Origin of the sequence: Pseudomonas fluvialis (genome assembly GCF_002835605.1) — a bacterium.
GTDB lineage: Bacteria > Pseudomonadota > Gammaproteobacteria > Pseudomonadales > Pseudomonadaceae > Aquipseudomonas > Aquipseudomonas fluvialis.
On the sequence record NZ_PIYS01000029.1, the window covers coordinates 22,510 to 35,108 of the forward strand.

Consider the following 12,599-nt stretch of genomic DNA (forward strand, 5'->3'; position numbering starts at 1 on the left):
AGCCATGACAGCCAACCCGATGATCCATCCCGACCGCCTGACCCACCTGCGCGCCCTGGAGGCCGAGTCCATCCACATCCTGCGCGAGGTGGTGGCGGTGATGCGCAACCCTTGCCTGTTCTACTCAATCGGCAAGGACTCCACCGTGCTGCTGCACCTGGCCCGCAAGGCGTTCTTCCCGGGGCCGGTGCCGTTCCCATTGCTGCATGTGGACACCGGCTGGGAGTTCGGCGAAATGGCCGTGTTCCGTGACCGCCTGGCGGAAAAGCTCAAGCTGGACATGCGCGTGCACATCAACCCGGATGGCGCACGGCTGAACATCACGCCCTTCTCGGTGGGCTCGGCCAAGTACACCGATGTGATGAAGACCGAAGCGCTCAAGCAGGCGCTGGACCAGTACGGTTTCGATGCCTGCTTCGGTGGCGCCCGCCGCGATGAGGAGAAGTCGCGGGCCAAGGAGCGCGTCTGCTCGTTCCGCGACAACCGCTACCGCTGGGACCCCAAGCAGCAACGCCCGGAACTCTGGCAGCTGTACAACACCCGCGTGCAGCCGGGGGAAAGCCTGCGCGTGTTCCCCCTGTCGAACTGGACCGAGCTGGATATCTGGCAGTACATCCATCTCGAGAACATCGAGATCGTCGACCTCTACCGCGCCGCCGAGCGGCCGGTGGTGGAGCATGAGGGCACGCTGATCTGCATCGATGACGAACGCATCGTGCCGCACCTGAGCGCCGCCCAGCGCGCCGGCATGCGCAAACGCTGGGTGCGCTTCCGCACCCTCGGCTGCTACCCGCTGACCGGCGCCGTGGAATCCACCGCCACCGATGTGCCGCAGATCATTCAGGAAATGCTGCTGACCCGCACCTCGGAACGCCAGGGGCGGATCATCGACCATGATCAGGACGGCTCGATGGAAAAGAAAAAGATCGAGGGCTACTTCTAGCCGGGCAGCCCGTCTTGACCTGGCATGGCCCCGTGCGCGCTGGCCAGCTGAATGCGATTGCCACCGGCACGCTTGGCGGCGTACATGGCCGTATCGGCTTGCTGGAGAAGCTGCGTGGCCTCCTGTGCATGCAGCGGATAGAGCGCACCGCCGATGCTGGGCAACACCTGCTGTGGGAGCTGCTCCAGGGTGAAGGGGGCGTTGAGTGCCAGGCGGATCTTCTCGGCGGCGCGCAGGGCATGGCTGGCACTGCCAAGGTCTTCCAGCAGCACTACGAACTCGTCACCGGCCAGGCGCGCTACGGTATCGGACTGGCGCATGCACCCCTGCAGGCGCTGGGCCACTTGCTGTAACAGCAGGTCGCCGGCCTTGTGGCCGAGGCTGTCATTGATCTGCTTGAAGTTGTCCAGGTCGATGAACAGCAGCCCTAACAGGTGCCTTTCGCGTCGGGCACGCTCCAGCGCAGTGTGCAGGCGGTCGAACAGCAGGGCGCGATTGGGCAGGCCGGTGAGGGGATCGAACTGCGCCATGAGTTGCAGGCGGGTGAGCATCTGTTGCCGCTCGATGAAGGCAACCAGCTGGGTTGCCAGGTAGTGCAGCAACTGCCGGTCGACGGCCTGGTAGCTTAGCGTGCTGCGCTGTCCCTGCAGGAGCAGTACGCCGAGGTTGCCGGAGCTGCCCTGCAGCGGTATGGCTAGCCGGTGGCTGGCATGAGCAGGCGGGGGCTGGCCAGCCAGCAGCTGTTGAGCGTCGGCCAGCAACTGGCTCGCCTCGGCGGGCGTGGCGCAGGGCAGGGCCAGCTGCAACAAGCCGCTGTCGTTGTCCGGCAGGGCAACATGTAGCTCGCTGTCAGGCAGCAGGCCGTGGATGATCTCTCTGACGCGTTGCAGGAGGTCGGGCAGGTTTTCGGCAAAATGCGCCGCTTCGGACAGGGCGAAGGTAGCGGCCTGGCGTTCCTCGCTGCGTTTGCGGGCGGTGATGTCGCGGGCAACGGCGATGCGTACTTGATGCTCTTCGGACCAGCGGGCCGACCACATGACGTGGACGATTTGCCCGTCCTTGCGCACATAGCGATTCTCAAAGCAGGGCAGCGGGGCGCCGGCCATGATCTCGCGCGCCGCTTGCAGGGTACGCGGACGATCTTCCTCCAGCACCAGCTCGATCATCGTGCGGCCTATCAGCTCGTCGGCACGATAGCCGAGCAGCTGTTCGCAGGCTGCACTCAGCGCCATGAAGCGACCATGCGCGTCTACCACGCAAATGGTATCCAGCAGGAGGTCCATGACCGTGTTGTCGAGTATGAAAGCGCCGCTCTTCATGATGGCGAGTTACCGGATTATTGCTGCGGCGTGCAGGAAACTGCGTGACAGGCCTGGGTGACAGACTGCGCTGACAGGATAGTTAGCCGGCTGGATGATGACAAATGTGTGTGCGCCAGGCTCACCCAGCCAAACGCTATGGACTAGTCCCAGTACTGGCCTGGTACATCCGGTAGTTCACCAAGCAGTTGCCGCAGGCCGCCCCCCCACTGGGCGCGGATACGTTCGAAGTAGGGGTCTCCGTCGTGGATACGAAAGCCCTGGGGTACGGCCAGGCTGTCGCGTCGATAGACCAGCACGTCCAGCGGCATGCCCACCGACAGATTGCTGCGAATGGTCGAGTCGAAACTGATCAGCGCGCAGCGTAGTGCCTGTTCCAGGGGCGTGGCATGGTGCAGCGCTCGATCAAGGATGGGCTTGCCGTACTTGCTCTCGCCAATCTGGAAATACGGGGTGTCCAGCGACGATTCAATGAAATTTCCCTGTGGGTAGAGGTTGAACAGACGGGGCGTTTCGTTGCCGATCTGCCCCCCGACAAGGAACGAGCAACCCAGGTCGAGGCCCTGGCACAGCGTGGCACCCTGGTCGCGCTGCAGCACCTCGCGTAGCGTGGCGCCGACCAATCCGGCGGCATCGAACAGGGTGGCAGCGTTGTGCAGGTTGGCCTGCTCGCTGCCCCAGCGTTGGCGCAGCAGGCTGACCACCGATTGCGAGGTGGCCAGATTACCTGCGCTTTGCAGCACGATCAGCCGTTCGCCGGGGACGCCGAACAGGTGCAGCTTGCGGAAGGTGGCGATGTGATCCACACCGGCATTGGTGCGCGAGTCGGAAACGAACACCAGGCCATCGGCCAGGTTCATGGCAACGCAGTACGTCATGGCGGAGCACTCTGCAGGGCTTGCGGGTAGCCAGTCTGGCGCATCATTGCTGGGCTTGCACCCGTTGTTGGCTGACCTGGACACGTGCATGCATCTGTTCGCCACTACCGCCACGGCGCATGCCGCGTACCGGGCAGGCGTCCAGATAGTCCAGTCCCACGGCGAGCTTGAGGTGACGTTCAGCACGTGTCAGACCATTTGTCACGTCGAAGCTGTACCAGGCGCCATCGATCCAGGCTTCTGCCCAGGCGTGGCTGGCCAGGTGGGCGCTGTCATCGCTGAACAGGTAGCCGGATACATAGCGTGCGGCCACGCCCAGGCTGCGTGCGCAGGCCAGGAAGGCATGGCTGTGATCCTGGCAGACCCCGGCGCCGACCGCGAAGGCTTCCGCGGCGGTACTGTCGACGCGGGTGCTTCCTGGGCTGTAGGGCATGGCATCGGCCAGGCCGAACATCAGCTCGCTGAGGGCCGCGCGGTCACGGTGTGCGCCGCAATAGCGCCGGGCGAACTGGCGCAAGGCCTCGTCAGCCTGGGTTAGCCGGGTGAAACGCAGGAACGGCAGTGGCGACAGGCTGTCCTGCTCGCAGTCGCGCGTGGTGTCGATTTCAACCTGGCCATGCGCACTGATCAGTAGCGAGTCATGTGGCTCATCGAGGCTCAGTACATGCAGGATGTTGCCATAGGGATCACGCTGCGCCGGTACCGGGCGCGGTAATTCGAGATGCCAGTCGAGTACGTGTTGGCGCTGGCTTTCCTGCGGGGTCAGGCGCAGGTACTGGATGCTGGCGCGCACCTGGTCATCGTAGCGATAGGTGGTGTCATGACGGATGGCGAGTTTCATGCGGCCTCCAGATAGGCGCTGTGGATGGCGCCGGCCAGGTGATTGATGTGCAGGATGCATTCGGATAGCCAGGCGTGCAGGCCGGTGGCGAGGATTTCCTCGATGCCGGTGTAGCGCAGGCGCGCTTCCAGTTCGGCGGCCATGCGTTGCGCCGGACGGCCGTTTTCGCCAGGCAGGCTGGCAAGGATCAGCGCGGCTTCACCCAGGCAGGCGCGCAGCGAGCGCGGTACGTCCTCGCGCAGGATCAACAGTTCGGCGACCTGGCGCTTGTCCGGCGCGCCACGGTAAATCTCGCTGAACGCCTCGAATACCGAGAGGGCGCGCAGCAGCGCGCTCCATTGGTAGTAGTCGCGCGCCGAGCCTTCTTCGGCCTGCTCGCCGAGCATTTCATAGCGCGAATCGAGCAGGCGCAGGCTGTTGTCGGCGCGTTCGATGTAGGTGCCCAGGCGGATGAAGCGGAAGGCATCGTTGCGCAGGCTGGTACCGAAGGCGGCACCGCGATAGAGATGTGAGCGTTGCTTGACCCACTCGCAAAAGGCACTGATGCCGTAGCCGCCCAGGCCTTGCGAGGCGATCTCGCGCATTTCCAGCCAGGTGGCGTTGATGTTCTCCCACATGTCGGCGCTGATCCGCCCGCGCACCACGTGGGCATTGCTGCGCGCGGCGCGCAGGCAGCTGAAGATCGAGCCGGGGTTGTCGCCATCGAGGGCGAAGAAGTGCAGCAGGCGCTCGGCATCCAGTGCGCCATGGCGGTTGCGGTAGTCCTCCAGGGTGCCGGTGATCTGCAGCGGCATGGCCAGCTCGTCGAGGCCGTCGCCGCTGCCGTCCTGCGGCATCAGCGACAGCGAATAGCTCACGTCGAGCATGCGCGCGAGGTTCTCGGCGCGTTCCAGGTAGCGCGACATCCAATAGAGTGCGGCAGCGGTTCTCGACAGCATGTTCAGTCCTCCACCACCCAGGTGTCCTTGGTGCCGCCGCCCTGCGACGAGTTGACCACCAGCGAGCCTTCGCGCAGCGCCACGCGGGTCAGGCCGCCAGGCACCAGGCGGGTTTCCCGACCGGACAGCACGAAGGGGCGCAGATCGATATGGCGTGAGGCGACGCCCTGCTCGACGAAGGTCGGGCAGGTCGACAGGCTCAGGGTAGGCTGGGCGATATAGGCTGCCGGGTTGGCCTTGAGGCGTTCGCGGAAAGCCTCGATCTCGGCCCGACTGGCGGTCGGCCCGACCAGCATGCCGTAGCCGCCGGAGCCCTGGGTCTCCTTGACTACCAGTTCGGGCAGATGGGCCAGCACATGGGACAGTTCAGCCGGCTTGCGGCATTGCCAGGTCGGCACGTTGGCGAGGATCGGCGCCTCGTCCAGGTAGAAGCGGATCATCTCCGGCACGTAGGGGTAGATCGACTTGTCGTCGGCCACTCCGGTGCCGATGGCGTTGGCCAGCACCACCCGCCCGGCACGGTAGGCCGAGAGCAGCCCGGGTACGCCGAGCATGGAGTCGGGGTTGAAGGCCAGTGGATCGAGGAAGGCATCGTCCAGCCGGCGGTAGATCACGTCGACCCGCCGCGGGCCGGCGGTGGTGCGCATGAATACCTGCTCATCGCGCACGAACAGGTCAGCCCCCTCGACCAGCTCCACGCCCATCTCGCGGGCGAGGAAGGCATGCTCGAAGTAGGCACTGTTGAAGTGACCGGGAGTCAGCACCACCACGCAGGGATCGTCCACCGCGCTGGCGCTCTTCAGCGTAGCCAGCAGCAGGCTGGGGTAGTGGTCGATGGGCGCGATGCGCTGCGCGGCGAACAGTTCGGGGAACAGCCGCATCATCATCTTGCGGTCTTCGAGCATGTAGCTGACGCCACTGGGTGTGCGCAGGTTGTCTTCCAGCACGTAGTAAGTGCCGTCGCCGTCGCGTACCAGGTCGACCCCGGCGATGTGTGCATACAGGTCACGGTGCAGGTCCAGGCCCTGCATGGCCAGCTGGTACTGGTCGTTGGCCAGCACCTGTTCGGCGGGGATGATCCCGGCCTTGAGGATGCGTTGCTCGTGGTAGAGGTCGGCGAGGAACAGGTTCAGCGCCTTCACGCGCTGGATGCAGCCCTGCTCGATGGTCTTCCACTCGCGCGCCGGGATGCTGCGCGGGATGGTGTCGAAGGGGATCAGACGCTCGGTACCCTGTTCGTCGCCATACAGGGTGAAGGTGATGCCGGCGCGGTGGAACAGCAGATCAGCCTCCTGGCGCCGACGTGCCAGTTGCTCGGCGGGTGTCGTGGCCAGCCAGCGGGCAAACTCGCGGTAATGGCTGCGGCAGTTGCCGCTGCCGTCGTACATCTCGTCATAGAACTCGCGGGCCATGGATACCTCTCCTTGCGCGGCGGGCATCCTGTGCATCGCAAGCGGCGTGCCAGAAGTGTAGAACCGTGAAATCAGGCCTTCGCGGGGTGGTTGGCCATTGCGCGCACCAAAGCAGGGCGGCGAGGCGCGCAGCCGGCCGGGCAGGCACCAGGTTGAGGTGGGGGCCGTCCTTTGCCTGTCACTTTGTCGCGCTATACCCGGCAACAACGCGCTGTGCGGCTGTTCGAGCGGTTGTTCATCAAGGACGGGAGAGCAGGACAATGAAATTCGTGGTTGTTGGGGCCGGCTATGTCGGCATGGCCAATGCGCTGATGCTGGCGCGCCAGCATCAGGTGGTGGTACTGGAGGTGCAGGCCGACAAGGTGGCCTGCATCAACCAGCGCCGCTCGCCGATTGATGATCAGCTGGTGCAGCGCTGGCTGGACGAGCAATGCCTGGCGCTGAGTGCCACCCTTGATCCCGCCGAAGCGTATGCCGGCGCGGACTATGTGCTGATTGCCACGCCCACGGACTTCGATGCCGTGCGCGGCTGCTTCGACACGCGCTCCGTCGAGACGGTGGCCGCCGCTGCGCAGCGCTATTGCCCGGACGCCTGCCTGGTGGTCAAGTCCACGGTGCCGATCGGCTACTGCCGGCGGTTGCGTGGGCAGCTGGGCGAGACCGCCCGGCTCCTGTTCAGTCCGGAGTTTCTCCGTGAAGGGCAGGCCCTGCAGGACTGCCTGGCTCCCTCGCGCATCGTGGTCGGTGGTGACCCGCACCTGGCCCGGCCGTTTGCCGAGTTGCTGCTGGAGGCTGCCGAGCGGCGTGATGCGCCTGTGCAGGTGTGCGGCAGCGACGAGGCCGAGGCCATCAAGCTGTTTGCCAACAGCTACCTGGCGATGCGCGTGGCGTTCTTCAATGAGCTGGACAGTTTTGCCCTGGGGCGTGGCCTGGATGCCCGCCAGCTGGTCGAGGGGGTATGCGCCGATCCGCGCATCGGCCGGCACTACAACAACCCGTCCTTTGGCTACGGGGGCTATTGCCTGCCCAAGGATACCCGCCAGTTGCTGGCCGATTTTGCCGGGCTGCCGCATAGCCTGATCGCGGCGGTGGTCGAGGCCAATGCCGAGCGCAAGCAGTGGCTGGTCGAGGATATTCTGCGCCGCCAGCCCCGGGTGGTGGGTGCCTACCAGTTGGCGATGAAGCAGGGCTCGGCCAATTACCGTGAATCAAGCATCGTCGACGTGCTGCGCCTGTTGCAGGCGCAGGGGGTCGAGGTGCTGGTCTACCAGCCTGGCCTGGGCGAAGGGGAGTTGCCCTGGGCCAGCCATTGCGCAGAGCTGGCCCAGTTCAAGGCGCGCGCCGAGCTGATTCTCTGCAATCGCCGCGATCCGGCCCTGGCCGATGTCGCGGAGAAGGTCTACAGCCGCGACCTGTTCGGTGTGGATTGACGGCTCAGGCGAGCACTTCGTCCTCGCGGATCAGTACGCACTGCCAGCCGTCGTCATCCTCGAAGCTTTCGTAGAGGTAGTACATCTGCACGCGGCCGTCGGCCTCGGTGACGGCCAGCAGGTCACCGGGTTCCGGCTGGAAGAAATCCGTGCTGCCAGGGCGTGCCTGGCATTCCACGCGGGCGCTGAAGAAGGTCTGCGGGTCTTCGCCGTCGTAGTACTCCTCGCGCTCGGCGGCATCCCAGTCCTGCGGTGGCTCGAAGACCCCGCGCAGTTCCACGCAGGCCTCGCCCAGGTCGTTTTCCTCGGCATCAGGGTCTTCGTGGTCCGGGCGATACAGGGTGGCTTCCAGGCTGTGACTGTTCTGTAGCACGGCCAGGCGTGCGGCCAGGCGGCGCTCGGGGTCAAGGGCGGCAGCCTCACAGTGTTGTTGCCAGTGAGGATCGTCGAGCAGAGCTTGGCTGGTAGGCATGATGGCGTTCCAGGTGAGTGGGGCGGCCATCATCGCATGGTCGCCTGGCAGGGGTAAGTCTTTCAGGCCTGCTGCAGCAGGTGGGCGATTTCCTGACTGTCGAGAACGCGGCCGCTGGCGACGACGCGCTCATTGATGACCAGCGCGGGTGTGCTCATGACACCCAGGGCGGCGATGGCGGCATAGTCGCTGACTTTTTCGATGGAGGCATCCATGCCCAGGGTGGCTAGGGCTTGCTGGGTATTCTCCAGGAGCAGTTGGCATTTCTTGCAACCTGGGCCGAGGATCTTGATGTGCATGGGAGGCTCCTTGTCTGCCTAAAGCAAAAGGTAGGCGAAATGGTTGAACAGATAGCCGATCAACGTGATGCCGACCACCACGATGGTGAAGAACAGGGTAAGCAGGGGGGGCTTCACCACCTTTTTCAGCATGATCAGCGCTGGTAGCGATAGCGCGGTTACCGCCATCATGAACGCCAGCACCGTGCCCAGGCCGACGCCCTTGGCCACCAGGGCTTCGGCAATCGGCAGGGTGCCGAAAATATCGGCGTACATTGGCACCCCGACCAATGTCGCCAGCGGTACCGACCACCAGTTGTTCTGGCCGATCAGGGCGCTGATCAGCTCGGCGGGAATCCAGTTGTGGATGGCGGCGCCGATACCCACGCCGATCAGGATGTACAGCCACACCCGCTGGATGATCTCCGCGACCTGCTGGCGCGCATAGCGCAGGCGATCCGCCAGGGTCAGCTGTTCCGCGGGCAGGTCGAGCGCCCGGTGCTGGGTCACGAAGGCTTCGACGTAGCGCTCCATGCGCGCCCGGCCGATCAGGCTGCCGCCAATGACTGCCAGCGCGATGCCGAGCACCACGTAGGCCAGGGCTATCGACCAGTTGAAGATGCTGGCCAGCAGGATCATCGAGGCCAGGTCGACCAGTGGCGAGGAGATCAGGAACGAAAAGGTCACCGCCAGCGGCAGCCCGGAACTGGTGAAGCCGATGAACAGCGGAATTGACGAGCAGGAGCAGAACGGCGTGACCGTGCCGAGCAGCGCACCGGTGAGGTTGGCCCTGAAGCCGCGCATGCCGCCGAGAATGCGCCGGGTGCGCTCGGGCGGGAAGTAACTCTGCACCCAGGAGATGACGAAGATCAGCACCGAGAGCAGGATGAAGATCTTGATCACGTCGTAGATGAAGAAATGCAGGCTACCGCCCAGGCGGCTGGCCATGTCCAGGCCGAAGACCTTTTCGATCAGCAGGCGCACCAGATCGGACAGCCAGTTCATGCGCAGCAGCTGGTCGTTCAGCCAGGCGAAGCTATCCATGGTTCAGCTCCTCACGGGCGCGGCAGGGCGCGTTCGTACCAGGCACGGCTGCGATTGACCCTGCGCACCAGCCAGAGCATTACCGGCACCTCGATCAGCACGCCGACCACCGTAGCCAGCGCGGCGCCGGAGTCGAAACCGTAGAGCACGATGGCCACGGCCACCGCCAGTTCGAAGAAGTTCGAGGCGCCGATCATGCTGGCCGGCCCGGCTACGTCGTGACGTACCCGCAGGCGGCGGCACAGCCAGTAGCCGAGCGCGGCGATGAACAGGGTCTGCAGCAGGATCGGCACGGCAAGCAGGCCGATCACCAGCGGCTGTTCGACGATGGCTTCGCCCTGGAAGGAAAACAGCAGCACCAGGGTGGCCAGCAGGGCCAGGATGGAGAAGGGCGAAATCTTCGCCAGCGCGGCCTGGAACGCCTCTGCACCGCGCTTGAGCAACTGCGCGCGGAGGAACTGGGCGATGGCCAGCGGGATGACGATGTACATCAGCACCGAGAGCAGTAGGGTGTCCCAGGGCACCGGGATCGACGAGACACCCAGCAGCAGGGCGACGATGGGCGCGAAGGCGAACACCATGATCAGGTCATTCAGCGCGACCTGGGTGAGGGTGAAGTTGGCGTTGCCGTTGCACAGGTTGCTCCACACGAACACCATCGCCGTGCAGGGCGCGGCGCCCAGCAGGATCAGCCCGGCCATGTAACTGTCCAGCTCGTCGGCCGGCAGCCAGTCGGCGAACAGCACCTTGATGAACAGCCAGCCGATCAGCGCCATGGAAAAGGGCTTGATCGCCCAGTTGACCAGCAGGGTGACGCCCATGCCGGCCTTCTGCTGGCGGACCTCATGCAGCGCGGCGAAGTCGATCTTCATCAGCATGGGGATGATCATCACCCAGATCAGCAGGCCGACCGGCAGGTTGACCTGCGCCACCTCCAGCGCGCCGATGGCCTGGGCGGCCTCGGGCACCAGCAGGCCGAGCAGGGTGCCGGCGACGATGCACAGGAACACCCACAGCGTCAGGTAGCGCTCGAAAAAGCCGAGCGGTGCGCCAGAGGCCTGTTTTGTCGCGACTTCACATGCAGATGTCATCGTTTGCTGCCCATCCTCGGCTTACCAATGGCTCAATAATATTCGCTTTACCGGATATATGAAGAATAATATATTCGCTGCCGTGCATCTTTGATAGAGATCAACATGAGCCAGAAACAGCGTGTGCTCTTTCTCTGTGTAGCCAATTCCTCGCGCTCGCAGATGGCCGAAGCCCTGTTGCGCCACCTCGATCCGGAGCATTTCGAGGCCTTCAGCGCCGGCAGCGCGCCCACGCAGGTGGATGAGCGTGCGCGCGGAGCCTTGCAACAGCTTGGCATCTCTTGCGAGGGGCTGTTCAGCAAGTCGATCGAGCAGGTGGCCGGCGAGCCCTTCGACTACGTGATCACCCTGTGCGACAAATCCGCGCTGGAGTGCCTGGCGTTGCCCGGGGCGGGCGAGTACATCGCCTGGAACTTCGCGGACCCGGCGACCAGCACGCAGAAGGACGCCTATCGCAAGACGCTGCAGGAGATTCACGAGCGGATAAAGATGTTCGTGCTGATCAAGAACCGGCCGGCCGCGCCCGTGGCTGAAGGCGGCTTGTTGTCGCCCACCGAGCTGTTCAAGTGCCTGGCCGATGAGACTCGCGCACGCATCGCGCTGCTGGTCAGCCTGGAGCAGGAGCTGTGTGTCTGCGAGCTGACCGCGGCGCTCGACGAGGCGCAGCCGAAGATTTCCCGCCACCTGGCCCTGCTGCGCGGCAGCGGCCTGCTGGAGGACCGGCGCAATGGCCAGTGGGTCTACTACCGCCTGCATCCGCAACTGCCGGAGTGGGCGAGCGAGGTGCTCAGGCAGACCCTGGAGCACAACGCCGAATGGTTGCGCCAGGACGTCGAGCGTCTCTGGCAGATGCGCGACCGACCGGGGCGCAAGCCCCTGTGCGCCTGACAGGCCTCACTGCCGCGCGTTCCACCTATCCGTTTCGCCGTTAACGAGGATTTACCATGACCATCAAAGTAGGCATCAACGGCTTCGGCCGCATCGGCCGTCTGGCCCTGCGCGCCGCCTGGGACTGGCCCGAGCTGGAGTTCGTGCAGATCAACGACCCGGCCGGCGACGCCGCCACCCATGCCCACCTGCTGAATTTCGACTCGGTGCATGGCCGCTGGCAGCACGAGGCCGGCAGCGATGGCGACTGCGTGGTGATCGCCGGCAAGCGCATCCGCGTGACGGCCAACAAAGCCATCGCCGACACCGACTGGAGCGGCTGCGACCTGGTGCTCGAAGCCAGCGGCAAGATGAAGACGGTCGCCGTGCTGCAGGGCTATCTGGAGCAGGGCGTGAAGCGCGTCGTGGTCTGCGCACCGGTCAAGGAGAAAGGCGCGCTGAACGTGGTGATGGGCGTCAACCAGCAGCTGTTCGACCCGGCGCAGCACCGCATTGTCACGGCCGCCTCCTGCACCACCAACTGCCTGGCGCCGGTGGTCAAGGTGATCCACGAAGCGCTGGGCATCCGCCACGGCTCGATCACCACCATCCACGACCTGACCAACACCCAGAGCATCCTCGACACGCCGCACAAGGACCTGCGCCGCGCCCGCGCCTCAGGGCTCAGTCTGATCCCCACCACCACCGGCTCGGCCACCGCGATTGCCGAGATCTTCCCCGAGCTGCGCGGCAAGCTGAATGGCCACGCCGTGCGCGTGCCGCTGGCCAACGCCTCGCTGACCGACTGCGTGTTCGAGGTCGAGCGCGCGACCAGCGCCGAGGAGGTCAATGCGCTGCTCAAGGCCGCCGCCGAGGGCCCGCTGAAGAACATCCTCGGCTACGAGGAGCGCCCGCTGGTGTCCATCGACTACCGTACCGACCCGCGCTCCTCGATCATCGATGCGCTGTCGACCCTGGTGGTCAATGGCACCCAGGTGAAGGTCTATGCCTGGTACGACAACGAGTGGGGTTATGCCAACCGCGCGGTGGAGCTGGCGCGGCTGGTCGGCGCGGCGGGGTAATCGG

The 12,599-nt window shown here is 64.9% G+C and carries 13 protein-coding genes; 4 read left to right on the plus strand and 9 right to left on the minus strand.

Annotation, left to right across the window (positions count from 1 at the left end):
- Nucleotides 1-4 precede the first annotated feature (4 nt).
- Complete coding sequence (gene cysD / locus CW360_RS14905) at nucleotides 5-943, plus strand: sulfate adenylyltransferase subunit CysD (protein ID WP_101194255.1); 939 nt, start codon at nucleotides 5-7, stop codon at nucleotides 941-943.
- Here the strand turns inward: cysD and CW360_RS14910 are convergent.
- From CW360_RS14910 to CW360_RS14930, 5 genes are all read right to left on the minus strand, one after another.
- A complete protein-coding gene (locus CW360_RS14910; RefSeq protein WP_101194256.1) occupies nucleotides 940-2,262 on the minus strand; it encodes a sensor domain-containing diguanylate cyclase in 1,323 nt (440 codons plus the stop codon). The genes cysD and CW360_RS14910 overlap by 4 nt on opposite strands.
- 143 nt (nucleotides 2,263-2,405) lie before the next feature.
- On the minus strand, nucleotides 2,406-3,140 hold the full coding sequence (locus CW360_RS14915) for a proteasome-type protease (protein WP_101194257.1): 735 nt from the start codon (nucleotides 3,138-3,140) through the stop codon (nucleotides 2,406-2,408).
- Between the two features lie 43 nt (nucleotides 3,141-3,183).
- Entirely contained in the window at nucleotides 3,184-3,981 is a 798-nt protein-coding gene (locus CW360_RS14920; protein WP_093985866.1) for a transglutaminase family protein, read from the minus strand.
- Nucleotides 3,978-4,919, minus strand: coding sequence for an alpha-E domain-containing protein (locus CW360_RS14925; protein WP_093985867.1), 942 nt, complete (start codon nucleotides 4,917-4,919; stop codon nucleotides 3,978-3,980). Before CW360_RS14925 ends, CW360_RS14920 begins: the two co-directional genes overlap by 4 nt.
- Nucleotides 4,920-4,921: 2 nt before the next feature.
- Nucleotides 4,922-6,331 carry a circularly permuted type 2 ATP-grasp protein gene (locus CW360_RS14930; protein ID WP_101194258.1) on the minus strand — a complete coding sequence of 470 codons (1,410 nt, stop codon included), beginning with the start codon at nucleotides 6,329-6,331 and terminating at the stop codon, nucleotides 4,922-4,924.
- Between the two features lie 260 nt (nucleotides 6,332-6,591).
- Here CW360_RS14930 and CW360_RS14935 point away from each other — a divergent pair, with 260 nt between their 5' ends.
- Nucleotides 6,592-7,761 (plus strand): nucleotide sugar dehydrogenase, encoded by a 1,170-nt coding sequence (locus tag CW360_RS14935; protein ID WP_101194259.1) that lies wholly within the window; start codon nucleotides 6,592-6,594, stop codon nucleotides 7,759-7,761.
- A gap of 4 nt (nucleotides 7,762-7,765) precedes the next feature.
- Here the strand turns inward: CW360_RS14935 and CW360_RS14940 are convergent, their stop codons facing one another.
- The 4 genes from CW360_RS14940 to arsB all read right to left on the minus strand — a co-directional run bounded on the left by CW360_RS14940 (nucleotide 7,766) and on the right by arsB (nucleotide 10,646).
- Entirely contained in the window at nucleotides 7,766-8,233 is a 468-nt protein-coding gene (locus tag CW360_RS14940) for a hypothetical protein (protein ID WP_093986048.1), read from the minus strand.
- A 62-nt stretch (nucleotides 8,234-8,295) separates the two neighbouring features.
- A complete protein-coding gene (locus tag CW360_RS14945; protein ID WP_101194260.1) occupies nucleotides 8,296-8,532 on the minus strand; it encodes a thioredoxin family protein in 237 nt (78 codons plus the stop codon).
- 18 nt (nucleotides 8,533-8,550) lie between these two features.
- Entirely contained in the window at nucleotides 8,551-9,555 is a 1,005-nt protein-coding gene (locus CW360_RS14950; protein WP_101194261.1) for a permease, read from the minus strand.
- Nucleotides 9,556-9,566: 11 nt separating this feature from the next.
- A complete protein-coding gene (arsB, locus tag CW360_RS14955; RefSeq protein ID WP_101194262.1) occupies nucleotides 9,567-10,646 on the minus strand; it encodes an ACR3 family arsenite efflux transporter in 1,080 nt (359 codons plus the stop codon).
- A 105-nt stretch (nucleotides 10,647-10,751) separates the two neighbouring features.
- On the opposite strand from arsB, the gene CW360_RS14960 reads away from it, so the two are divergent.
- Both CW360_RS14960 and CW360_RS14965 read left to right on the plus strand, forming a co-directional pair.
- Nucleotides 10,752-11,534: a metalloregulator ArsR/SmtB family transcription factor gene (locus tag CW360_RS14960; RefSeq protein WP_101194263.1), complete on the plus strand. Its 783-nt coding sequence runs from the start codon at nucleotides 10,752-10,754 to the stop codon at nucleotides 11,532-11,534.
- A gap of 56 nt (nucleotides 11,535-11,590) precedes the next feature.
- Nucleotides 11,591-12,595 (plus strand): ArsJ-associated glyceraldehyde-3-phosphate dehydrogenase, encoded by a 1,005-nt coding sequence (locus CW360_RS14965; protein ID WP_101194264.1) that lies wholly within the window; start codon nucleotides 11,591-11,593, stop codon nucleotides 12,593-12,595.
- Nucleotides 12,596-12,599 lie beyond the last annotated feature (4 nt).